Raw genomic sequence first — 21,834 nt, forward strand, 5'->3', positions numbered from 1 at the left:
TCTCAGGGGCGGGGCATGGCGTCCATCGCGACCTTGCCGCAAACGCCAATCCCTGTAAGCTGACAAAAAGCACAAAGGAAAGAGATCAATGGGAGGGGTTCTGGACGGCGTCCGGGTTCTCGACTTCGGGCGCTATATCGCGGGGCCCTATTGCGCGACCTTGCTGGCGGAATTCGGCGCCGAGGTCATTCGCGTGGAAAAGCGCGACGGCAGCGAGGATCGCTTCGTGGCGCCGGTCGGCGAAAATGGCGAAGGCGCCCTGTTCCTTCAGGTCAACCGTAACAAGAAGTGCCTCACGCTCGATCCGATGAAGCCGGAAGGGCAGGAGGTGATGCGCCGCCTGATTGCGACCGCGGACGTGGTCGTCGCCAATTTGCCGCCGCAGACCTTGCGCGCGATGAAGCTCGACTACGAATCGCTCAAGGCGATCAAGCCGGACATCATCCTGACGACGGCGACCGCGTTCGGCGGGCCGGGGCCATGGTCCGACCGCGTCGGCTTCGACGGCGTCGGCCAGGTCATGTCGGGCTCGGTCTACATGACGGGCGCCGGCGATCCGCCCTACCGGGCCGCGGTCAACTGGGTCGACTTCGGGACCGCGCTGCATTGCGCGTTCGGCACGCTCGCCGCGCTGATCGAGCGCGGCAAATCCGGGCGTGGGCAGATCGTCGAGGGCGCATTGCTCGCAACCGCCTTGTCCTTCACCAATGCCACGCTGATCGAGCAGGCCGTCATCAACGTCAATCGGGTGCCGACAGGCAATCTCGGCCAGACCGCGGCGCCCGCCGACATCTACCGCACCAGGGACGGCTGGGTGCTGTGCCAGGTCACGGGGCATCCGCTTTTCAAGCGCTGGGCGAAACTGATGGGCGAGGAGGAGGTCTGGCTGAACGATCCGCGCTTTGCCGACGACATCAGCCGCGGCAACAACGGCCCCGTCATCAGCGAGCGGATGGCGCGCTGGTGCGCCGAGCGCACCACGCAGGAGGCCGTCGACACCCTGGGCAAGGCCATGATTCCGACCGGCCCAGTGCTGAGCCCGCAGCAGGCGCTGGATCATCCGCACATACGCGCCGCCGGCTTCATGCAGGACGTCGACTATCCCGGTCTGCCGAAGCCCGCGCCGGTGGCGCGCGCCGCCGTCCGCCTGTCGGAAACGCCCGGCGAGATCGCGACGCGCCCGCCCACCCTCGGCGAGCATACCGATCTCATCCTGAGCGAGCTCGGCTACGACAACGCCGCGATCGCGGCGCTCCGGCAAGGCGGCATCGTCTAGCGATGAACAACGGCGCCTGCACGGCGACATGACGGCGCGTCGCCGGCCCCTGTCCGGGCGCTACAGCAATTGCTTCAACGCCTGTGCATCGGCCGGCGCCGCGCTCTTCTGGTCGTTGTCGAAATAGACGTAGACGTCGCAGCCCTGCCGCTTCCAGGACTTGATGCGCCGCGCCCATTGCGCCAGCGTGGGTTTGGTATAGTGCCCGTGATAGCGACCGCTTGGCCCGTGTCCGCGCACATAGACGAAATCCGCCGTGCGCTTCCATGGCGCGGGCGCGTCGTGATGATCGGACAGGCACAGCGAGATGTTCTCGTCGGCGAGCATCCGCAAGATGCGCGGCTGATACCAGCTCGGATGACGGAATTCGAAACTGTAACGCCGCTTCCGCGACAACAGCTTGAAGAAGCCGGCGAGCCGGTCCGCGTCGGCCTCGAATTGCGGCGGCAGCTGGAACAGGATCGGGCCGGCCTTGCCGCCGAGCCGTGAGATACGATCCTCGAGCAGCTCGAGGCTGTTCACCGAACGGTCCGACAGGCGCTTCCAATGCGTGATGAATTTCGAGGCCTTCCAGGCAAAGACGAAGTCGCGGCCGGTCTGCGCCCGCCAGGACTTGACGGCCTCGGGCGTGGGGGTGCGGTAGAACACTCCGTTCAGCTCGGTGGTGTCGAACTGCCCGGCGTAGTAGCTCAGCTGCTGCTTCAGCGTCACGCCCTCGGGAAAGAACGGGCCTCGCCAGGAGGCGTAATGCCAGCCGGAAGTTCCGATCAGAACGCGCGCCATATTTGAGGTGTCCATCCGCTGCGATTTGCCGGATGGGAACGTCCGTGCGGCCGATACGTTGCTCGTGAGCTTGATCAACGCAGGACCGGAACCGATGTACGCGCTGTTCGAAGGCAACAAGCAGATCGGCGACCCCTTTCCCTCCGAGAAGGAGGTGTGGGAAGCCGCCTTGATCGAGGGGCTGGTGACCGACGTGCCGGTCGCGGACGAGGAGGGCGGCCGACTGCTGCCCGCCGGCTATCACGTCGCCCAGGTCGAGGAGACGTTCGAGCCGAAGCCCGGCTGGAAGCTGCCGCGCGAGATCTCTTGAGCGGGCCCGTGTTCGCAGGGCGGTGGGCTTACTACGGGCAGCCAGGCTTAGCCGGATGAATGCGCAAGACCCGGCGAGTTCGTTATCGCTTGAAGCACGGCAAGACGGTCGGGCCTCAAGATGATCCGCCGCGGTGGCTGATCGCCGACTTTCGAAATTGGTCCGTCGACGAAGTAAGTGGCGCACCTCGTTGAGGCCCGTTCAGCGAGGCATGACGGATTGGATTTGCTCAGGTTCAGTTCTTGGATGCCGCTATCGCGATGTCGGGCCGAAACCCCAAAGCTCGTCGAGACCATCACATGGTTTGCATCGAGGTTAAAATGATCCTTGGCAGATCTGACGGCATTTGGCTGAATGAGCCGAAACAATGGACCGAGAAGGGCAACAGCCTTGAAGTGGTCACTGACAATGCCACCGACTTCTGGCGCGAGACTCACTACGGCTTTATCCGCGACAACGGACATTTTCTCGGGTTTAAGGCCGGGGATGCCTTCACGGCCGAGTTGCGGGTGCGCGGTAACTTCCAAGCGCTCTACGATCAAGCCGGCATCATGGTGCGCGTAGACGCTAATCGCTGGCTTAAGGCCGGAATCGAATTTGCCGACGGACGGGCCATGCTTTCGAGCGTATTGACGGATGGGCGGTCGGACTGGGCAACGGCACCCTATGAGCACGACGCACGTGATTTCCGATTGCGGGTAACCGTTGCTCATGGCGTTCTTCGTGTGCAAGCTTCGAACGATGGCAAGGTTTGGCCTCTCATGAGGCTTGCGCCGTTTGCTAAGAACCCCTCCTATCTTGTTGGACCGATGGCTTGCACGCCGGAGCGGGCCGGGTTGGAAGTGGCTTTTTCGGAGTTTCGGATGACGGCGCCGCTCGGCAAGGACCTTCACGATCTAGAATGAGGCTGCTGGCGCGGCCGGAGGCGGCGCTGAAGTCTGAAGTCGCTCATCACCGTCGGTTGGCGCATTGCAGCGGCAGGTGTGGAGTCGGGGTAGGGCAGAAGTCATTGCCCGGTGCAGACCGCCGCCTTTGACCCGTCGGAAGCATGGCGGGCATCAAGTGCAGTGTCATTCATGGATACACACTCTAGTTCGAGGCCAGCGCCGCCTTGGCGACTTCCGCCATCCAGCTCGCCGCTACCGGCAGGATCGCGTCGTTGAAATCATAGCGCGGGCCGTGCAGCTCGGCGCCGTCACGCAATTCGCCATTGCCGATCCAGACGAAGGCGCCGGGGCGGCGCGAGAGAAAGTGGGCGAAATCCTCACCGGCCATGCTGGGCGCGAGGTCGCGCCGCAACTCGGCCCGCACCTTGTCCGCGGCGAGGCGCGCGAGATCTGCCTCGGCCGGCGTGTTGATCACGACGCCGACGCCAATGACGATCTCGGGCGTCACCTTGACGCCGAAGCTCGTGGCAATCCCGGCGCAGATCTGTTCGATCCGCGCCACGACGGTGTCCTTCACCGCGTCACGATGGTAACGCAGCGTGCCGCCGATCGAGACGCGTCCGGCGATTTGGTTGCGTGCCGTGCCGGCTTCGAGCGTGCAGAGCGAGAGCACGGCGGTGTCGAGCGGATCAACGCTGCGCGACACGATCGATTGCAGCGCCACGATCAGATGGCCGGCCGCCATCACGGGATCGCGCGTCAGATGCGGCATGCCGGCGTGCCCGGCGTGGCCGTCGATGGTGATGCTGACGCGCCCGCCGGAGGCCATGACGACGCCGTCATGGACCGCGATGGTGCCGGCGGAAAGTCCCGGCCAGTTGTGAAAGCCGAACACCCGCTGCATCGGAAAGCGCTCGAACAGCCCGGCCGCGACCATCGCGCGCGAGCCGCCAAAACCTTCCTCGGCCGGCTGGAAGATGAAATCGACCGTCCCGCTCCAGCTGGTATCGGCGGCGAGCAGCGCGGCGGCGCCGAGCAGCGAAGCGGTATGCCCGTCATGACCGCAGGCATGCATCACACCGGGATTTTGCGAAGCGTAAGCCAGCCCTGTATCTTCGGTGATCGGCAGCGCATCCATGTCGGCGCGCAGGCCGACGCGGCCCTGGGCGTGGCCGCGCGTCAGGGTCGCGACGATGCCGTGACCGCCGATGCCTGACACGAAGGGAATGCCTAGTTCGTTGAGCTTGTCCTGCACGAAAGCGGCGGTGGCTTTCTCCTGGAGGGACAGTTCGGGATACGCATGCAAATGCCGGCGCCACGCGGTCAGTTTCTGGTGCAGCTCGGGGGTCAAGGCGGGACTCTCTCGGATTGTGTGTCGGCGTCGACACCATAGCCGAATAACCGCAGCTTGCATCAAGCGTCAGCGAATGCCTCGCGTGCAGCAACGCGTTGCGTCTACGGCGACAGCTTCGCCAGCCCGTCCCAATCGAAGCTGATGCCGTGGCCGATCCGGTCCGGCGCGAGCGCAAGCCCGTCCTGCAGCACCAGCGGATGCTCGATATATTTGTCGAGCCCGAAACCGTGCGCCTCCAGATACGACCGGTTCGGGCAGGCCGCGAGCAGGTGCACGGTGATGTCGTGCGCGCCATGGCTGGTGACGGGCAGGTTGAACGCCTCCGCCAGCCGCGCGATCTTCATAAAGGCGGAGACGCCGCCGCAATTGGTGACGTCGGGCTCGGGATAGGACACCGCGCCGGCGACGATGTAGTTCTTGAACTCCCACAGCGAACGCAAATTCTCGCCCGCCGCGATCGGCACGCCGCCGGCCTGCATGATGCGGGTGTGGCCCGCGATATCATCGGGAATGATCGGTTCCTCGAGCCAGGTGAGGTCGTAGGGTTGGAACGCGCGGGCGGCGCGGATCGCTTCCTCGATCGTCCATTTCATGTTGGCATCCACCATCAGCGGAAAGCCGTCGCCGAGATGCTGTCGCATCGCCGCGACCCGCGCGACGTCGGATTTGAGATCGGGGCGGCCGGCCTTCATCTTGATGGCGCGAAAGCCCTTGGCGAGATTGCCGTCGGTCTGCTTCAGCAGCGCCTCGACGGAGAGATCGAGGTCGATGCCGCCGGCGTAGCAGGGCACGCGCGCATCAAAGCCGCCGAGCAATCGATACAGCGGCAATTTCGCGCGCCGCGCCTTCAAATCCCACAGCGCGATATCGAGGGCCGAGAGCGCCAGCACCGCCGGCCCGCCGCGGCCGCCATAATGCAGGCCCCACCAGACGTGATGCCAGATCGCTTCGGTATCATCAGCCTCGCGTCCTTCGACCAGCGGCGGGATCTCGCGCTTGAGGATGTCGGCGACGGCGCCGCCATTGCGGCCCACCGTGTAGGTATAGCCGACGCCCTCGGCGCCATCGACATCGCGCACCCGGCAAGTGATCAGCTCGAATGCCGCCATGTCGCCATGCATCGAGTCCGACAGCGTGACGGGAAGGGGGATCCGGCAGAATCCGGTCTCGATGGTCGAAATGCGCGGCATGCAGCCTCCCTCTATTTTCTTCTTGTAGGATGAGTAGAGCGCAGCAAAACCCATCATCGTCATCTTCGCAAGTAGCGATGGGTTTCGCTGCGCTCGGGCCGACTAGGGCATGTCCGGCAAGTTGCGCTCCTACTCCGCCTTGATGTTCGCGGCCGCCACGACTTCGGCGAGTTCCCCGGTCTCCTTCGCGATCTTGGCGGCATACTCAGCCGGACTGAGCACATTCACGACGCCCTGCGTCTCCAGCCGCTCCCGTAACGCCGGATCATTGGCGGCGGCGACGATCTCCCGGTGCAGCATATCGAGCGTCGGCGCGGGCGTTGCCTTGGGCATGAAGAAGCCGACCCAGAACGAGATATCGAAACCGGGATAGCCGGCTTCCGCAACGGTCGGCACATCAGGCAGCGCCGGCAGCCGCTCGGCCGAGGATACCGCGAGCGCGCGCAGCTTGCCGGCCTTCACCAGCGGCACGGCGGACAAGGGATCGAACACCGCCAGGACCTCCTGCGCGAGAATGCCGACCTCGGAGGCAGCACCGCCGCGATAGGGCACGTGGATCATCTTGACGCCGGCCTTCTGGCTCAGCAGCTCCATGGCGAGATGGGCGAGGTTGCCGTTGCCGCCCGAGCCGTAGGCAAGCGCGCCGGGCGCAGCCTTCGCCGCGGCGACGAGATCGGCGACGGTCTTGATGTTGGCCGTCTTGGGATTCTCCGGGTTGACCACCAGCACGAGCGGCGCCGACACGACGGTGGTGAGCGGCGCGAAGTCTTTTTCCGGATCGTAGCGGATATCCTTGAACAGCGTCTTGTTGAGCGTGATCGTGGAGGAGTTGCAGGCCAGCATCGTGTAGCCGTCGCCTTCCGCACGCGCCACGCCTTCGGCGGCGATCATGCCGTTGGCGCCGGCGCGGTTCTCGACCACGAAGGCTTGCCCGAGCTTGTTGCTCAGCCGATCGGCGACGATGCGCGCGACGACGTCGACCGGGCCGCCCGCGCTGAAGCCGACCATGATCTTGACCGGCCGCACCGGATATTTTTGCGCGAGGGCCCCGGTCGTCGCGCACAATCCGGCGATGATCGCCAGCAGGCGAAGTGTTCTTTGCATTGGTTCTCTCCCCAGACGCATCGCAGGCGCTTTTGCATGACGCGGCGCATTTGGGAATCATGATGAGCGGCCGCGCCGGATTTCGCAATCGCGTTTGCAGCCCGGCATTCCGTCGCGCGGCAGGTCGGAGCCGCTTCGAAACAAAAAACGCGAAAACAACCCCATGCACAGTAGCCGGTAGCTGTAAGAACAAGGACTTGCGCGGACAAGGACTTGCACGAACGAGGATTGCGCGCTTCGCAATCTTCGTTTGACTCGTCGGGCAAAACACCGGCAGAATGCCATCATCGCACAAATCGCCAGCGTCCACGCCGCCCGACCACGGGCGCCGCGCGGCGATTGCGCGTAAGCCCCTCATCAACATCTCGAAAATCCCGCAGGCGCGCAGCGAGCGATCGATCTCGCGCGCAATGCGCCCGCGCGGGCAAAGGACACAGCACATGACGACATCTGCGAAACGCCACAGTACACCGCCGCTTGCGGCAAACGATCGCAGCGGCCGCGCCGCAAGTCCGCGCGTCAAGCTCTACAAGCGGGGGATTGCGATCCTCCATGCCGACCCGCAAGCCGGCGAACGGCTGCTGGCCGAGGCGCTCGGCGCCGCCGACCGCGACGCGCTGCATGGTCTTCTCAAGCAATTGGTGAAGGCCAGCATGACCGGACGGAAACCCGATGAAGCCAATCTCGCCTTCCTGATCTCGCTGGTGAAGAGCATCGCGCCGAAGGACTCGATCGAGGCCATGCTCGCGGTGCAGATGGTGTCCGTTCACGCCGCAGCGATGCGCTCTGCCTGCCGCCTCGCTCTCACCGATGACATTCCGCAGCAGGAGAGCCTCACACGCGCACTGGCCCGGCTGGCCCGCACCTTCGCAAGCCAGATCGAGGCACTCAGCCGCCACCGCAACAACGGCGAGCGCGCGATCACGGTCCGGAATTTGTCGGTGCAGGATGGCGGCAGGGCGATCGTGGGTAACGTGACCCAGCATGCGAGCATGATCGTCGCGGAGCCGAACGTTGACGTAGAGGACGGCGCCATCGCATGAGCAGCGATCACGTTCGCAATACCAGCCCGATGCAAGCGAGCCGCCGCTGCGGCGCAAGGGCTCGTAGTGGTACCCCCTGTTGCGCGCCGGCGATGCGCGGCAAGAGTCGATGTCGCATGCATGGCGGCGCCGCAAGGACGGGCGCGCCGCCCGGCAACCGCAATGCGCGGAAGCATGGGATGTTCACGGGGGAAGCGGTCGCGGAGCGGAACAACGTTCGGACGCTGCTGGATCAGGCAGGCGAACTGCTTCACGAACTAAGCCGCCCCAGTCCGTCGGTGGAATGACAGCGGACGGCTGTTGCGCGTAGCGTCGATCGCGACCATGGATATCCGGAGGTCACGGCGACCATCGATCGTGCTCCTCGCGATAGGCATGCTCGTTGAGACGCTCGGCGATCTCCTCCGCCACCGGCTCGCTTTCGGCGTCCGCAAGCGGTTCGCCCTTGTTGGTCTTGACGGTCGTTTTGCTGGTCTCAACCGGGAAGTCATCTGGATGGATCGCGGGCTTTTTCATGGCTCGTCTTTCGGTGGGGGTTCGTCAACCAATTCAAACATCGGCTCGAGATCATCTCTCGCCTGCCTCAAGACGCTGGCCGCGCGCTGCGCATCGGCACCGCCGCTGTCGACGAGATTCGCGTGCCAAGTCATTCCGGCGCCGGTGATCTCAACCGGCGTGATCGCGATCTCCTTCACGAGCTCGCAGCCAGGATGCGCATGGACAATGGCAAGCACCCTGGCCGTGAGCTCTCGAACGGTGGTCGCTGTTCCGGACATCGACGTATTTGCTCTCCGATCAATCGCTGCGGCAAGCCTGGCTCTCGGCGGTATCCGCCCGGGCCCATCCTTCAATCGTGGTGCTGCTACTCAATCGAGCACGCTGGCGCCTGTTCCGTGAAGTTTCCATGACTTGCGGCGCCCTTAATCGCCGGCCGCGTTGAAATCCTCGCAGCATGGGAACTTCCCGCGGGGGCGCCACTTTGAATGGGCAACTGAAAGATCCAGCCATGAATGCAGAAACGGAACTGAAATTCCGGATTTCACCGCAAAAACTGTCGTCGGTGTTGCGGAGCGGCGCGGCGGGCCAGCGCCGCGACAAATCCGAGCAGACGCTGGTGTCGACCTACTACGATACGAACAGGTACAAGCTCAGGCGCCACGGCCTGACGCTGCGCGTTCGCAAGATCGAGGACCGCTACGTGCAAACCGTCAAAGCAGGCGGCGCGGGCGGCGTAAGGCGCGGAGAATGGGAGCACGAGGTCTCCGGCGCAAATCCCGATCTTGCCAAGACCAGCCATACACCGCTCCGGCGCCTTGCGACGGGGAAACTTCCCCGCAAGCTGAAGCCGGTATTCCAGACCGACATCCGTCGGATGGCGCAGGCCCGCCGCGTACGAAAGAGCCAGATCGAACTCGCCGTCGACCGGGGCCGCATCAGCGCCGGGCGGCGGTCACGGCCCGTTGCCGAACTGGAGCTGGAACTAAAATCCGGACATGTCGCGGACCTGTTCCGCCTCGCGCGCGATCTCGAACGCCGAACGGGGGCCGAGCTTGATCTGCGCTCCAAGGCCGAGCGCGGTTACCAGCTCGTCGCGGACAGCGGCGGCGGCGCGCAACATGCCGAGGCGATCGAACTCATTCCCGAGCAATCGCCCCACGAGGCATTCCGCGTGATCGCGCATTCGACGCTGCGTCACATCACGGCGAACGCCGATCCGGTGCGTGACCTCGATGCCGAGGGCGTTCATCAGATGCGCGTTGGGCTGCGGCGCCTGCGCGCGGCGATTTCGCTGTTCGGCGACATCCTGCCGCGAGCGAGCACGGCGCGGATCAAGGCCGAGCTGAAATGGCTCACCGACGAACTGGCGCCTGCGCGTGAAATCGACGTGTTTCTGAAGGAGAGCATACAGCCGATCACCAGGCATGGCGTCCCGGCACGCGGGGCACGGGCGATCCGCGAGAGGTTCTCAAGGCAAAGGATGGCGGCTTTCAAGCGCGCCCGCGACGCGGTCGCGGCGGCGCGTTACCGCCGCCTGCTGATCGATACGATCGAGTGGATCGAAGCCGGACGGCCTCGCGTCGATGACGACCGCTCGATCGCCGCCTACGCCGCGGAGGTGCTGGATCGGCGCATCAGGAAGGCGCGGAAGCAAGGCAAGCGACTGAATGATCTCGATCCGGTGCAACGCCACAAGCTGCGGATCAAGATCAAGAAGGTTCGCTATGCAACCGACTTCTTCAGCAGCCTTTACGGCGATCGCGGCCGGAGGGAGCTTGCAGCTCTTTCCGGTCGGCTGAAGCAGATTCAATCGGCCCTGGGATCGCTGAACGACTTCATGACACACCGCAAACTGGCGACCGAGGCTGCGCTGACGGCGCCGCCTGCGCACCGCCGCGCCCAGGCTTTCACATCGGGGGTCATCGTCGGCCAGGAACGCGAGGCCGCCGATGGGCTGATGAAGGACGCGGCAAAGGAGCTGCACCGGTTGCGCCGGCTGCGCGCCGTGCCCAGCGGCTGAGCTGAGGCTCCCATGGATTTCCTGATCCGCCGGGATCATCGCTGACAGACTGACCGCCGAGCAATCCCCATGTCCGATCTCGCACTCAACGATGCACGTCCGGTCGCGCAAGCCGCCGCCAAACCCGACCTCCACAAGAAACCCCATGTCAGCATGGTGGCGGTCTTCCTGCTCTTCCTCGTCAGCGGCATCGGCTATGCTGCCTACGGCATCTTCACCGATACGCAAAGCGTCGGCGAGCCGCTCGCGATCAGTGCGCTGCTGCTCCTCGGCGTTGCCCTCATGATCGCACTCGGCTTCGAATTCGTGAACGGCTTCCATGACACCGCCAACGCGGTCGCAACCGTCATCTACACCCACAGTCTGCCGCCGCTGACCGCGGTGATTTGGTCGGGCGTGTTCAACTTCCTCGGCGTGCTGGTTTCCACCGGCGCGGTGGCCTACAGCGTGATCACGCTGTTGCCGGTCGACCTGATCCTCCAGGTCGGCAGCACCGCCGGCTACGCCATGATCTTCGCCCTGCTGATCGCGGCAATCATCTGGAATCTCGCGACCTGGTCGATGGGCATCCCGAACAGCTCGTCGCACTGCCTGATCGGATCGATCATGGGCGTCGGGCTTACCAACGAGCTTCTCGCCCCCACCGGGCAAGCCACGTCGGGGGTCGACTGGACCCAGGCCATGAGCGTGGGCAAGGCGCTGCTGTTCAGTCCGGTCGTTGGCTTCGCGTTGTCGGCCTTGCTGCTGCTGTTGCTGAAGGCCGTCGTTCCCGTGCCGAAGCTGTACCAGGAGCCCAAGGGCAAGACGCCGTGGTGGATCCGCGGCATCCTGATCCTGACCTGCACCGGCGTGTCCTTTGCGCATGGCGGCAATGACGGGCAGAAGGGCATGGGCCTCATCATGCTGATCCTGATCGGCGTGGCGCCGACCGCCTACGCTCTGAACCGGACCATGCCGGATTCGAGCACGCCGGCGTTCGTCGACATCACCAGCAAGGCGAAGTCGGTGTTCGCGGCGCGTGCACAAGGCGCTCAGCAGGTCAGTCCGAACGATGCACGAGGCCTGATTGGGACCGCGCTCAAGACCCGGGACCTGAACCGGCCGGACGTGTTCGCAGCGCTCGCGAGCCTGTCCGACGAGGTCGCCAATGGCGTGAAGAGCTACGGATCGATCAGCCGGGTTCCGGCGGCGGCGACGCCCAACATGCGCAACGACATGTACCTGGCGGCCGACGCCATCCGTCTGCTGCCCGACGCGGGCGCCAAGCTCGAGCCGGGCGACGCCGCTGTCCTGAAAAGCTATCGCACCAGCCTGGAAGACGGCACGCGCTTCATTCCCACCTGGGTCAAGGTCTCGGTCGCGATCGCGCTTGGCCTCGGCACCATGGTCGGCTGGCGCAGGATCGTCGTGACGGTCGGCGAGCGTATCGGAAAGCAGCACCTGACCTACGCGCAAGGTGCTTCGGCCGAGCTGGTAGCGGCCGGCACCATCCTCGGCGCTGAGTTTTACGGCATGCCGGTGTCGACCACGCATATCTTGTCCAGCGGCGTCGCCGGCACCATGGCGGCTAACGGCTCGGGGCTGCAGACGGGGACGATCAGGAACATCGTATTGGCATGGGTTCTGACATTGCCCGCGGCCATGCTGATCGCCGGCCTGCTGTACATGATTTTCCACGCTGTGATCTGACCCGTTCGCCATCTGCAACGATGGTCTGTCGGCGCGCCATTTGCGCACGGGCCGTCCGATCGTGTAACGCCACCGAAAAACTGATCGGGACGGGAGGTTGATGGGGACCGCCGCCACCAACGACGCGGGCGGTGCCCGCGCGCTGATCCTTGCGTTGCTCGCACTGGAAGCGAGATCAAAATAGCTGTCTTCTCACCCGCAGTGCACGGCAAATCCCGCTCATGCACGGCGGAGCACGGAAGTCTGTGAGGGCTTTGGTCGGCTACGCCGTCATGAGCTGACAAGCTCTGCACCAGCCTGGAGATCGGCTAAGGGCAGGCTAGGGCAAAGAAGCAGCTGCACTGACCTTTAGTTGAAGTGTTGTCCTGTTTGAACCTTCGCTCGAATTGCCGGACTCACGTCAGTGGGCGATGGCAATGATCTGTCCCATCACAGCATCGAGCGATTGTAGCGATCGTCACTCGTCAGCGGCAGTTGCAACGGACCTAGTTTCCGGGTTGCCAGCCTAAGCCGCACAAAGCCAGCGGATCGGCCGGCGAATCTCGCGGAGGCAAACAGATGTTTCCAGCGAAACTTGCGGTATCGTTGCTGGGTTCAGCGTTGCTACTGACGCCGGTACTTGCACGCGATGATGGCCGATACGACCACTCTCCGCTGAAGTCGTGGTTTGAAAGCTTGCAGAGCGAATTTGGAAAGTGCTGTACCGATGCCGATGGATACATAGTGTCCGATGCCGATTGGGAGTCCAGTCGGGGCCGTTACCGCGTCCTCATTGACGGCGAATGGGTGCTCGTACCCGACGGTGCGGTTGTCACAGAACCAAACCGCTTCGGCCGTACAATGGTCTGGAGGCATTACATAGACGGCCATCCGCGCGTCCGATGCTTCATGCCTGGCATCATGATTTGACTTCACTTTCAAGGTGCTCCGCTTCGGGTCATTCGCGTCGATCTGCCCGCGTATTCTCGATGTCCGCTATGGCCCTAGCTGCCGGCGTGCCGGACACTTCGCCTTCGGGCCACAAGCAGACATCGGCACCTGATCGATCGCCTCGCTAGCAGCAGGAACGACCCGAGCGCGTCGTTGACGATATAAAGCGCATCCGCGCGACCAGCGACGGTGAAGCCCCGCTCGCCCGCGGGTGCGGCAACTCCTGCTAACCACTCAACGGGAATTCACTGGTGCCTGCGCCCGCTCGGCTTCGGCGGTCGCGGTGCCCATGTATTTCGATTGGAAATGAGCAACCCGCTCGCGCCACATTCCGACGAACGCCTCCGACGTCAGCTTCTCCACGGATTTCCAGGCCTCTTTGACGGCCGGAAGCGTATTGCCCCAGATCGCGCGCCTGCACCATTTTTCGCCCTTCTCCCTGCCTTCGCTTGTGGCGCACATCGATTTCCAGGCGATGCGATTGGGTTGGCTGAGGTGCTCCGCGGCGCCTTCCCAGCCCTGCTGATGGATCAGGTAAAGATCGTTCAAGTCCGGCTTCCTGTGCGTCACCCACTGGAACAGAATGCCTTCCGTGATGACCTTGTAGGCCGCCGCAACGGCATTATTGCGGGGATTAAGAATGTCTCCGGAGCCGAATTTTCTGAACTCGTATTTGCTCAGCTGGAACAACCCGATATACGACCCGGTGCGTTGCTTGGGGTCGAACCCGGACTCGACCTTGGCCACCGCCTTCATGAAAGCGAAATCCAGACCGAAAGCGTCGGACGCGCGCTTGATCTCTTCCACCGGCGTTCCGACCGGGATGTCCTTGAACGAACGCAAGACGATCGCAGCCGGCTTCTCGGCAGGCGGCAGTTCGGACCAGACATAACAAATGAGATACCGGAAATCCTGCGGCCCCGTGCTGGAGGCACCGCCGGATGCACCGCACGTGGTCGGCGCCAACTGGGCGACATCGTGGTGGCCCAAGTCCACCGAGTCCTGCGCAGGCGGTAAATCGGCCGACAGCGTTTGCGACGGATCGGGCAACGCGGCCACGACGATCGATTCCGATTTATCCGAGGCCGCCGTCGTGTCGGTGGCCGTCCCCGCCGCGGGCTCAGCGGCCGTCGCTACTTCGGCGCTAGCGACAGCGGCGTTCGCGGGTCCGGTGTTGCCCATTGCGATTGCCTGCGGTTCATCCGCGAGCCTCGCGTTGGCGGCGAGAGATGCTGCGCGCTCCTGGATTGTCACTGCGCGGGCGTTCTCGGTGCCGGCCGGACCGAAGCCAGCCAGCCAGCCAGCGATCCACCCCGCGAGAACGACCGTTCCGCAAAACGTCGGCACCACTATCGTAAATCGCCGCGGGTTCATGATGCCGTCCCTCCATAGGCTCCACCGGAGCCGTGTAGAAAAGCCAAGCATGCGAAGAGGCTCATTCTTGGGTTCAATGTGGGTCGCGCAATGGCGCGAACGGCCGCTCGTCAATTTTTCTAAAACGTGTTGCCCGATTGCAACGCGTCGATCACAAGCAATCGCGCCCGTCTCAGCGGCAACTCCCACGGCAATTGTGAGTACGGTCCAATTTTCGACCCACTGCGACCAGATTTGGAGGAGAGGCTTGGTGCGCCGTCAGGATGACGCATCAGGCTTCGGCTTCGCGCATCGTCTCGAAACGATGGAATGGCGCCTACGGGGACCGGGCGATGTTCGTTAAGGAATTGCCAGCAATGCAGCGCGCGATAACAACCGCTGTATTCGCCATTTTCATGTTCCCTGCGGGGATCGCACACGCTCAATTTCTGCTTGGACCCCAACACACGTTCTGGCGAAGCCAATACGCTCCGTACAAAGACAAGCACCACCACCGGCAGACAAACTCTGAAACGGCGAAGAGCGTTCGGCCCGAGCCCCTTCCGAAGGGCCCGCTCCAGATCATCATCTCGATCGCAGACCAACGGATCTCGCTTTTTGACAACGGGGCCCTGATTGCACGCTCTTCGGTGTCCACGGGAATGGAGGGGCATCCGACGCCCCTCGGCGTGTTCAGCGTCATCAGCAAAGAACGATGGCACCGTTCAAATATTTATAGCGCCGCCCCCATGCCCTACATGCAACGCATCACCTGGTCAGGGATAGCGTTGCACGCCGGTGTCGTGCCCGGGCATCCAGCGTCACACGGCTGCATTCGTTTGAAGAATGATTTTGCCGTTCGACTCTGGCATCTCACGAAGCGCGGCACGCGCGTGATCATTGCGCATGGTGATGTCCAGCCGGTCGAGATAGCCAATCCGCAGCTTTTTCAACCGAAAGCCGCGTCCGGTTCGTCCGAATTCCGGAGTGCCACCGCCGCAACCAAGAGCATCGGTGCAGCCGCGGCAAAGCAGGGATCACTGGTGTCAAACGCCGAGACTCCAGAAGCCGCCAGTCTCCAGGAGCCGGGCTCGGCTCCCGCTGCAAGCGTGCCTAAGAAGATCGTCCCGATCTCCGTCTTCGTCAGTCGTAAGTTGAGCAAGCTGTTCGTGCGTCAGGGTTTCACGCCGTTGTTTGATGTCCCGGTCAAGATCGAAAATCCGGAGGAGCCGCTGGGAACGCACGTGTTTACCGCAATGGAATTCCAGAACGAGGGGACGGCTATTCGCTGGAGCGTCGTGTCGATTCCAGAGGAATTGCCCCGTATGTCCGAAGCTGCCACGAAACGGCGAGATGCGCCCGCGAAGCAAACCGTGCCGGGACCGTTACCCGACAAAGCCAACGCTGCGCTCAACCGTATCGAAATGCCCCGGGATACGGTTGAGAAGATCTCTGAACTCCTGACGCCGGCCTCTTCGTTGATTGTTTCCGACAACGGAATTAGCCAGGAGACGGGAAAAGACACGGATTTCATCGTGGTAACGCATTGACGCGGCGGCGCAACCCACCAACACACGATGCCGCTGCGCAACCCGCTGGAATTGTCCGACCGCAATTCTGTGCAACAACGGACTCACTCACAAACGGCACGGCGCCGACGGATGGTGAGGAAAAGGAGGCGTTGGCGTTACCCAATCCCCTGGCTCGCTGGCGGGACCACGTACAGCGTCAGCGCAAAGACCGCGTAGATGAAGATAAGCAGGGCGCCGACGAACCAGGCCGAGCGCCCGCTGCTCGTAATGAAGCTCGCGGTCACGGTCGCAATCATAACCATGGTGACGGCGCCCGGCCAGAACTGCAGGCTCATTGGCGACGGCCCGACGACATAGCTGAGCAGCACCAGTGCGGGTGCGACGAACAGCGCGATCTGGGAAGCGCTGCCGAGCGCGATGCTGACGCTCATGTCGAGGCGGTCCTTGCGCGCCGCAGAAAATGCCACGGCAAACTCGGCGGCGGCGCCGACCATTGAGACGATGATAAAGCCGACAAAGGCTGGGCTCATTCCAAACGTTTCCGCCGCCTTCTGTACGGACTCGACAAAAATCTCACTCACTAGTGCAACCAACAAAGTGACGACGAGCAGCGTGCCGACCGCAAGGCCAATCGGCCAATGTTCCTCACCCTCGCTATGGTCGGCACTTGCGAACAATTCCTTGTGGGTCTTCAGTGAGAACAGCAGGCCGAGCGCGTAAGCGATGATGAGCAGTATGGCGAGACCGACGCTGAGCTTCCGCATGACCGCGTCGCCTTGTACGAGATCGAGGTCGGCGACCGCCGACGGGGCGAGCAGGGCGACGGTGGCCATCAGCAAGAGACCGGAGTAGAGCCGCGCGCCGGCACGATTATATTCCTGGACGTGATAGCGCAGGCCGCCGAGCAATAGACAGGCACCTAGCATAAACAGGGCGTTGGTGACAATCGCGCCGGCAATCGACGCTTTCACGAGCATATACTGGCCGGCCTGAAGCGCGGTGATCGCAATGATCAGCTCCGTTAAGTTTCCCAGCGTCGCATTGAGCAGCCCGCCGACTGCATCGCCGGTCTTGGCGGCGACCGCTTCGGTCGCGTGGCTGAGCAGGGCGGCTAGCGGCACGATGGCGAGTACCGAAAGCACGAAGAGCAGCGTATGGGAATGCGGTGCAACCGCTTCCGCCACCAGCACGGCCGGAACGAAGATCAGCATCCAGAGCAGCGGGCTGTGCAGGATTTGCTTGAGCAGGGGTTTCATAGCGGGCGCCCTATCCATACTGAGTGCGACGGCGGAAATTCGGCCTCGTCGCGGGATCGGCATTGATCTGGCTCAACACGGGCCCGAAGGCCGGGAAAGGCGCGCTGGCCGTTGTCCGCCAGCCCCGCAGAAGAAATGTCGTCGTTGGGTCATTCGCGTCGGTTAGCCGGATCATGGCGACTTCCGGTCTACCCCGGTGAACGGACATTCTCAGAATAGGCGGGCACGTCTCAAACGGGCCAATAGCCGCCCTGAAGAAAAATGAGGTCACCCAACCGAGAGATGGCCTTACTCCGCTTTCTCTGGGGCAGATACCACGGGCGAGCCGGAGGCCTCTTTTTTACGCGGCTGATCCATAGTCCGAGCAACATCGCGACCAAAATCGGTGGGGAGTTCATCAGCAATTCTTCTGCATGAAACCTGGCCGACTGATTTGGAGCGATTATCTCGGAGGCCGCAAACCCCAGAAGGGCTGATCCAGCAACCAACAATGCTCCGCACACCCCTGTGGGACACGGAATTTTCCCAACCAGCCAGCCAACAATGGCGCCCGGAATGAAGGTGACCATGAGTATTGTGCCCCACACAAAAAGGATCATGGTGTTCTCCTTCTAGAGGATATTAAGGCGTGAACGTCTACGGCTTGGTGCCGATCACTCAAAACACCTGCAAGTTAATCCCGCGTTTCGTGGAGGGCCAAGGTCCGCTTGGGGTCACAAGCTAAACTCTTGCATTGAAACTCAGGGGTCCGCTTGGTGTCGAAAAGCGGACGTCGGCTGGTCCAAGCCTGCGCATATGATGAGAGACGAGATTGAACCTGTGACCTCAAGATCATGAGCTTAACGAGAGCGCGGCCGACCCGGTCAACCGCTGCATGACCAGCTAACACTGCGCCACGCGAGCCCGACCAGCGCCGCACCCGGCACCGGCCGTCTTCCGCCTGCTACTGCGAGCGGTCCGAGGTCCAGCCCTTGTACTCGCCGACATTGTCGCGCGTCACGAGTTTCGACGGCAGCAGCTCGACTGTGGACGCCGGCTTCTGGCCGTTGAGAATGTTGACGCCGACCTGCACGGCGCGGCGGGCCATGAAGAACGGGTCCTGCGAGGCGGAGGCCTGGATCTGCTGCGACTGCGGGTCCTTGAGGGCTGCTTCGATGTCGGGTGCACCATCGACCGCGGTAATGATAATGCCGGTGCGCTGCTGCTGGCGCGCCGCAAGGTCGGTGCCGATCGCCTGAGGATCGTTGATGGCGAAGATGGCGTCGATTTTGGCGAAGCGGGTCAGATAGCCCTGCGCCACCGTGAGGCCGCCTTCGCGCGAGCCCTTGCCGTCCTGGTCGTTGGACAGGACCTTGATGCCGGGGTTCTTGCCGAACACGTTCTTGCAGCCGACGACGCGATCGATCACCGCGGAGACCTGCGGGCCGTTCTCGATGATCACGTCGCCCTTGCCGCCGAGCTTGTCGACGATGTACTGGCAGGAGATCTCGCCGGCCTGGACGTTGTTGGTGGTCACCGTGGCGTCGGCGCCTTCGGCCGCGGTGTCGACGGCAACGACGACGATGCCGGCGGCCTGCGCCTTCTTGATCGCCGGTCCGACCGCCTTGGGATCGCCGGGGTTGAGCAGGATCAGGTCGACGCCAGCGGCGATGAAATTGTCGATCTGGGTGACCTGCTTGCCGAGATCATATTCGAAGCCGACGGTGGTGATCTTGACGTTGGGGTTGGTCTTCTTGGCCTCGAACTCGGCGCCCTTCGACAACGCGACGAAGAAAGGATTGCCGAGCGAGCCCAAGGAAACGCCGATCGACTTGAGCTCCTTGGCGAAGCATGGCGCGGAGCTCAGGACGAGCGCCATCGCGGCGCCGGCAAACGAGATCGACTTCAACATTGGCTTCCTCCCTGGTCTGTTTGAAGCTCCGGCGCGGCGACCAGTTGCCGTGACGGAATGAACATGACGGCGCAGCGCCGGCTGCATTTTTTTGATCTCAGGTCCGGGCCGAGCCCTGCAGCCGATAACGGTCCAGCGCCACCGCGCCGATGATCACCAGACCCTTGATCACATATTGCCAGACGTCGGACACGCCGATCAGGATCAGGCCGTTCGACAACACCGCAATGATCAGCGCGCCGACCAGCGTTCCCCAGATCGAGCCGATGCCGCCGACAAAGGAGGTGCCGCCCAGGATCACGGCGGTGATGGCGTCGAGCTCGTAGGACTGGCCGAGCTGCAGGCCATTGGCCGCATATAGGCGCGCCGCCTGCATCGCGCCGCCGAGGCCCGCGAGCAGGCCGGACACGCCATAGACGAAGATCAGCACGGCCCAGACATTGATGCCGGCGAGCCGCGCCGCGCTCTCGTTGCCGCCGACCGCGTAGATGTGGACCCCGAGCACGGTGCGCTTGAGCACCAGCCACGACACCAGGATGACCAGCAACGCGATCACCCAAAGCCAGGGAATCGACAATACGCCGGGAATGAGGGTCAAGGCGCCGTTGCCGATGAAGGCATAGGGGATCGACGGATTGAACACCGTGGTGTCGGCGCCGAGCAGGCGCGCGGCGCCGCGCACGGCCGTCAACGACCCCAGCGTGACGATGAAGGGCGGCAGGCGCAACAGCGCAATCAAGCCGCCATTGAGAATGCCGAAGACGGCGCCGGTAAGCACCGCGGCCGGCAACCACAGCACCCCGAGATCCGGGAATTTGGAGATGATCAGCCCGGCCATCGCCGACGCCGCCAGGATCGAGCCGACCGAGAGGTCAATGCCGCCCGTGAGGATGACGAAGGTCATGCCCGCGGCCAGCACGGTATTGACCGCGGACTGCTGCACCACGATGCCGATGTTCTGGCCGGTGAAGAAGCGGCCGTCCGACAGCACGTGAAAGCCGATGCACAGCAACAGCAGCACCGGCAGCATGCCGACCGCGCGAATGATCATCCGCGTCCGCTGCCGCTTCGTCTCCTGCGCGGCGGCAAGACCGGGCGCGACGGGGGCGGTGCTGGAGGAGGCGCCGTTCTCAGGCATCGAGCTGCTCCGTTCCGGTGGCGAGGGCCATGATCTCCTCCTGACTGAGCGGCGATGTCGGGCCGCGCCGGATCTGCCCGGCGATATGTCCTGCGCGCATCACGATGACACGGTCGCAGATGCCGATGATCTCGGGCAGGTCGGACGAAATGACGAGAACCGCGGTGCCCGACTTCGCGAGATTGTCGATGATCGAATAGATCTCGGACTTGGCGCCGACATCGACGCCGCGCGTCGGCTCGTCGAGGATCAAGATTTTCGGGCCGATCGCGAGCAGCCGCGACAGCAGCACTTTCTGCTGGTTGCCGCCGGAGAGCCCGCCGGCGGGAACACCGACATTGGCAGCGCGGATGCCGAGGCCCGCGAACGCGCGCTTGGCGCGGTCGCGGGCCTTGTCGCGATCGAGGATGCCGCCGAATTTCGCATCCCGGCCCAGCACCGCGAGATTGATGTTGTCGAGGCAGGACATGTCGAGAAACAGGCCGAGCGCCTTCCTGTCCTCGGTGAGATAGGCAATGCCGGCGTCCAGCGCCTCACCGGGCGTGCGGATGGAGACCGCGCGCCCCTCGATCTCGACATGACCCGAGACTATCGGCGCGGCGCCGATGATGAGATGCGCAAGCTCGGTGCGGCCGGCGCCGACCAGGCCGGCAAGGCCGACGACCTCGCCCGCATGCACCGTCAGCGAACATCCCTTGACGCGCCTGCCGTCGGCGATGTCGATGGCCGCAAGCACGGGAGCGCCCGACCGCGCGTTGGGATCGTTCCTGGGATCATGCTCCTTCTTGTAGAAGGAGGAGACGTCGCGTCCCACCATCATCCGGACGATTGTGTCTGCGCGGATGTCGCCCTTGTCCAGCGAACCGACCAGCGTGCCGTCGCGCAGCACGGTGACGCGGTCGCCGAGCGCGTAGACCTCGTCCATGCGATGCGAGATGTAGATGATGGCGAGACCTTCGGCGCGCAGCTGGCGGATCAGCGCGAACAGCCTTTCGCTCTCACCGGCCGACAGCGCGGTGGTCGGCTCGTCCATGATCAGGATCCTGGAGCGGGCGTGCAGCGCGCGCGCGATCTCGACCAGCTGGCGCTGGCCCATCGAGAGATTGGCCACCTGCGTCTGCGGCGTAAAATCCGCGCCGAGCCGCGCCAGGATCGGCCCGACGCCGGCCTGCATCGCCTCGCGCGCCAGCAAGCCGCCGCGGGAGAGCTCGCGACCGAGATAGATGTTCTCCGCAACGCTCAGATTGGGGGCGAGCGAGAGTTCCTGATAGATGATCGCGATGCCGGCCGCGCGGCCGCCGAGCGGGCCGCTGATCTGCACGGGTTGACCGTCGATGCGGATTTCGCTGCCTGGGTCCGGCCGGTAGGCGCCCGACAAGATCTTCATCAGGGTGGATTTGCCGGCGCCGTTCTCGCCCATCAAGGCGTGGATCTCGCCCGCGTAGACGGTGAGGTCGACGTCGCGCAGCGCCTTGATGCTGAAGAATGATTTGGAGACCCGGCGCATCTCGAGGATGGGCTCGCTCATCACACCTCCCCGACGCGCCGATAGCGGCATCGCAATCTCACCCGCGTCTCGT

General features: G+C 63.7%; 21 protein-coding genes. 9 read left to right on the top strand and 12 right to left on the bottom strand.

The genetic code is table 11. The features are described from left to right. Positions 1-88 precede the first annotated feature (88 nt). The gene (locus GWG67_RS16545) at positions 89-1,276 is read left to right on the top strand and encodes a CaiB/BaiF CoA-transferase family protein (protein ID WP_275170347.1); all 1,188 of its coding nucleotides are present in this window, start codon (positions 89-91) and stop codon (positions 1,274-1,276) included. 60 nt (positions 1,277-1,336) lie between these two features. On the opposite strand, the gene GWG67_RS16550 is transcribed toward GWG67_RS16545, so the two are convergent. After that, positions 1,337-2,059, bottom strand: a complete 723-nt coding sequence (locus GWG67_RS16550) for a DUF72 domain-containing protein (RefSeq protein ID WP_275170348.1) — start codon at positions 2,057-2,059, stop codon at positions 1,337-1,339. A 94-nt stretch (positions 2,060-2,153) separates the two neighbouring features. Between GWG67_RS16550 and GWG67_RS16555 the strand changes: the two genes are divergently transcribed. After that, a complete protein-coding gene (locus tag GWG67_RS16555) occupies positions 2,154-2,369 on the top strand; it encodes a hypothetical protein (RefSeq protein WP_007607539.1) in 216 nt (71 codons plus the stop codon). A 320-nt stretch (positions 2,370-2,689) separates the two neighbouring features. Beyond that, a complete protein-coding gene (locus GWG67_RS16560; RefSeq protein ID WP_275170670.1) occupies positions 2,690-3,274 on the top strand; it encodes a DUF1349 domain-containing protein in 585 nt (194 codons plus the stop codon). 184 nt (positions 3,275-3,458) lie between these two features. On the opposite strand, the gene GWG67_RS16565 is transcribed toward GWG67_RS16560, so the two are convergent. The 3 genes from GWG67_RS16565 to GWG67_RS16575 all read right to left on the bottom strand — a co-directional run bounded on the left by GWG67_RS16565 (position 3,459) and on the right by GWG67_RS16575 (position 6,904). Continuing rightward, positions 3,459-4,607 (bottom strand): amidohydrolase, encoded by a 1,149-nt coding sequence (locus GWG67_RS16565; RefSeq protein WP_275170349.1) that lies wholly within the window; start codon positions 4,605-4,607, stop codon positions 3,459-3,461. 104 nt (positions 4,608-4,711) lie between these two features. Next, the gene (locus tag GWG67_RS16570) at positions 4,712-5,800 is read right to left on the bottom strand and encodes a mandelate racemase/muconate lactonizing enzyme family protein (RefSeq protein ID WP_275170672.1); all 1,089 of its coding nucleotides are present in this window, start codon (positions 5,798-5,800) and stop codon (positions 4,712-4,714) included. 129 nt (positions 5,801-5,929) lie between these two features. Beyond that, positions 5,930-6,904, bottom strand: coding sequence for a tripartite tricarboxylate transporter substrate binding protein (locus tag GWG67_RS16575; protein WP_275170350.1), 975 nt, complete (start codon positions 6,902-6,904; stop codon positions 5,930-5,932). 440 nt (positions 6,905-7,344) lie between these two features. On the opposite strand from GWG67_RS16575, the gene GWG67_RS16580 reads away from it, so the two are divergent. Then, on the top strand, positions 7,345-7,947 hold the full coding sequence (locus GWG67_RS16580; RefSeq protein WP_275170351.1) for a hypothetical protein: 603 nt from the start codon (positions 7,345-7,347) through the stop codon (positions 7,945-7,947). Between the two features lie 29 nt (positions 7,948-7,976). Beyond that, complete coding sequence (locus GWG67_RS16585) at positions 7,977-8,234, top strand: HGGxSTG domain-containing protein (protein WP_275170673.1); 258 nt, start codon at positions 7,977-7,979, stop codon at positions 8,232-8,234. Positions 8,235-8,286: 52 nt separating this feature from the next. Here the strand turns inward: GWG67_RS16585 and GWG67_RS16590 are convergent, their stop codons facing one another. Next, positions 8,287-8,463 carry a hypothetical protein gene (locus GWG67_RS16590; RefSeq protein ID WP_275170352.1) on the bottom strand — a complete coding sequence of 59 codons (177 nt, stop codon included), beginning with the start codon at positions 8,461-8,463 and terminating at the stop codon, positions 8,287-8,289. After that, positions 8,460-8,723, bottom strand: coding sequence for a hypothetical protein (locus GWG67_RS16595; RefSeq protein WP_275170353.1), 264 nt, complete (start codon positions 8,721-8,723; stop codon positions 8,460-8,462). The genes GWG67_RS16590 and GWG67_RS16595 overlap by 4 nt, the downstream gene beginning before the upstream one ends. 230 nt (positions 8,724-8,953) lie before the next feature. Here GWG67_RS16595 and GWG67_RS16600 point away from each other — a divergent pair, with 230 nt between their 5' ends. The 3 genes from GWG67_RS16600 to GWG67_RS16610 all read left to right on the top strand — a co-directional run bounded on the left by GWG67_RS16600 (position 8,954) and on the right by GWG67_RS16610 (position 13,063). Then, positions 8,954-10,465, top strand: a complete 1,512-nt coding sequence (locus tag GWG67_RS16600) for a CYTH and CHAD domain-containing protein (protein ID WP_275170354.1) — start codon at positions 8,954-8,956, stop codon at positions 10,463-10,465. A 69-nt stretch (positions 10,466-10,534) separates the two neighbouring features. After that, positions 10,535-12,154 carry an inorganic phosphate transporter gene (locus GWG67_RS16605; RefSeq protein WP_275170355.1) on the top strand — a complete coding sequence of 540 codons (1,620 nt, stop codon included), beginning with the start codon at positions 10,535-10,537 and terminating at the stop codon, positions 12,152-12,154. Positions 12,155-12,712: 558 nt separating this feature from the next. Continuing rightward, the gene (locus tag GWG67_RS16610) at positions 12,713-13,063 is read left to right on the top strand and encodes a hypothetical protein (RefSeq protein ID WP_275170356.1); all 351 of its coding nucleotides are present in this window, start codon (positions 12,713-12,715) and stop codon (positions 13,061-13,063) included. Between the two features lie 255 nt (positions 13,064-13,318). Here the strand turns inward: GWG67_RS16610 and GWG67_RS16615 are convergent, their stop codons facing one another. Then, positions 13,319-14,266 carry a transglycosylase SLT domain-containing protein gene (locus tag GWG67_RS16615; protein WP_275170357.1) on the bottom strand — a complete coding sequence of 316 codons (948 nt, stop codon included), beginning with the start codon at positions 14,264-14,266 and terminating at the stop codon, positions 13,319-13,321. Positions 14,267-14,790: 524 nt separating this feature from the next. Between GWG67_RS16615 and GWG67_RS16620 the strand changes: the two genes are divergently transcribed. Beyond that, the gene (locus tag GWG67_RS16620; RefSeq protein ID WP_275170358.1) at positions 14,791-15,987 is read left to right on the top strand and encodes a L,D-transpeptidase; all 1,197 of its coding nucleotides are present in this window, start codon (positions 14,791-14,793) and stop codon (positions 15,985-15,987) included. Between the two features lie 137 nt (positions 15,988-16,124). On the opposite strand, the gene cax is transcribed toward GWG67_RS16620, so the two are convergent. The 5 genes from cax to GWG67_RS16645 all read right to left on the bottom strand — a co-directional run bounded on the left by cax (position 16,125) and on the right by GWG67_RS16645 (position 21,782). After that, positions 16,125-17,225, bottom strand: coding sequence for a calcium/proton exchanger (cax, locus tag GWG67_RS16625; protein ID WP_275170359.1), 1,101 nt, complete (start codon positions 17,223-17,225; stop codon positions 16,125-16,127). A 230-nt stretch (positions 17,226-17,455) separates the two neighbouring features. After that, positions 17,456-17,824: a hypothetical protein gene (locus tag GWG67_RS16630; RefSeq protein ID WP_275170360.1), complete on the bottom strand. Its 369-nt coding sequence runs from the start codon at positions 17,822-17,824 to the stop codon at positions 17,456-17,458. Positions 17,825-18,168: 344 nt separating this feature from the next. Continuing rightward, positions 18,169-19,116 (bottom strand): ABC transporter substrate-binding protein, encoded by a 948-nt coding sequence (locus GWG67_RS16635; RefSeq protein ID WP_275170361.1) that lies wholly within the window; start codon positions 19,114-19,116, stop codon positions 18,169-18,171. Between the two features lie 97 nt (positions 19,117-19,213). After that, positions 19,214-20,254, bottom strand: a complete 1,041-nt coding sequence (locus GWG67_RS16640; protein WP_275170362.1) for a ribose ABC transporter permease — start codon at positions 20,252-20,254, stop codon at positions 19,214-19,216. Next, positions 20,247-21,782 (bottom strand): sugar ABC transporter ATP-binding protein, encoded by a 1,536-nt coding sequence (locus GWG67_RS16645; RefSeq protein WP_275170363.1) that lies wholly within the window; start codon positions 21,780-21,782, stop codon positions 20,247-20,249. Before GWG67_RS16645 ends, GWG67_RS16640 begins: the two co-directional genes overlap by 8 nt. Positions 21,783-21,834 lie beyond the last annotated feature (52 nt).

Origin of the sequence: Bradyrhizobium sp. CSS354 (assembly GCF_029051725.1) — a bacterium.
Taxonomy (GTDB): domain Bacteria; phylum Pseudomonadota; class Alphaproteobacteria; order Rhizobiales; family Xanthobacteraceae; genus Bradyrhizobium.

Coding starts and splice junctions, on each gene's coding strand:
- GWG67_RS16545 (WP_275170347.1), top strand. CDS start 89: ATGGGAGGGGTTCTGGACGGCGTCCGGGTTCTCGACTTCGGGCGCTAT.
- GWG67_RS16550 (WP_275170348.1), bottom strand. CDS start 2,059: ATGGCGCGCGTTCTGATCGGAACTTCCGGCTGGCATTACGCCTCCTGG.
- GWG67_RS16555 (WP_007607539.1), top strand. CDS start 2,154: ATGTACGCGCTGTTCGAAGGCAACAAGCAGATCGGCGACCCCTTTCCC.
- GWG67_RS16560 (WP_275170670.1), top strand. CDS start 2,690: ATGATCCTTGGCAGATCTGACGGCATTTGGCTGAATGAGCCGAAACAA.
- GWG67_RS16570 (WP_275170672.1), bottom strand. CDS start 5,800: ATGCCGCGCATTTCGACCATCGAGACCGGATTCTGCCGGATCCCCCTT.
- GWG67_RS16575 (WP_275170350.1), bottom strand. CDS start 6,904: ATGCAAAGAACACTTCGCCTGCTGGCGATCATCGCCGGATTGTGCGCG.
- GWG67_RS16580 (WP_275170351.1), top strand. CDS start 7,345: ATGACGACATCTGCGAAACGCCACAGTACACCGCCGCTTGCGGCAAAC.
- GWG67_RS16585 (WP_275170673.1), top strand. CDS start 7,977: ATGCAAGCGAGCCGCCGCTGCGGCGCAAGGGCTCGTAGTGGTACCCCC.
- GWG67_RS16590 (WP_275170352.1), bottom strand. CDS start 8,463: ATGAAAAAGCCCGCGATCCATCCAGATGACTTCCCGGTTGAGACCAGC.
- GWG67_RS16595 (WP_275170353.1), bottom strand. CDS start 8,723: ATGTCCGGAACAGCGACCACCGTTCGAGAGCTCACGGCCAGGGTGCTT.
- GWG67_RS16600 (WP_275170354.1), top strand. CDS start 8,954: ATGAATGCAGAAACGGAACTGAAATTCCGGATTTCACCGCAAAAACTG.
- GWG67_RS16605 (WP_275170355.1), top strand. CDS start 10,535: ATGTCCGATCTCGCACTCAACGATGCACGTCCGGTCGCGCAAGCCGCC.
- GWG67_RS16610 (WP_275170356.1), top strand. CDS start 12,713: ATGTTTCCAGCGAAACTTGCGGTATCGTTGCTGGGTTCAGCGTTGCTA.
- GWG67_RS16615 (WP_275170357.1), bottom strand. CDS start 14,266: ATGGGCAACACCGGACCCGCGAACGCCGCTGTCGCTAGCGCCGAAGTA.
- GWG67_RS16620 (WP_275170358.1), top strand. CDS start 14,791: ATGTTCGTTAAGGAATTGCCAGCAATGCAGCGCGCGATAACAACCGCT.
- cax (WP_275170359.1), bottom strand. CDS start 17,225: ATGAAACCCCTGCTCAAGCAAATCCTGCACAGCCCGCTGCTCTGGATG.
- GWG67_RS16630 (WP_275170360.1), bottom strand. CDS start 17,824: ATGATCCTTTTTGTGTGGGGCACAATACTCATGGTCACCTTCATTCCG.
- GWG67_RS16635 (WP_275170361.1), bottom strand. CDS start 19,116: ATGTTGAAGTCGATCTCGTTTGCCGGCGCCGCGATGGCGCTCGTCCTG.
- GWG67_RS16640 (WP_275170362.1), bottom strand. CDS start 20,254: ATGCCTGAGAACGGCGCCTCCTCCAGCACCGCCCCCGTCGCGCCCGGT.
- GWG67_RS16645 (WP_275170363.1), bottom strand. CDS start 21,782: ATGAGCGAGCCCATCCTCGAGATGCGCCGGGTCTCCAAATCATTCTTC.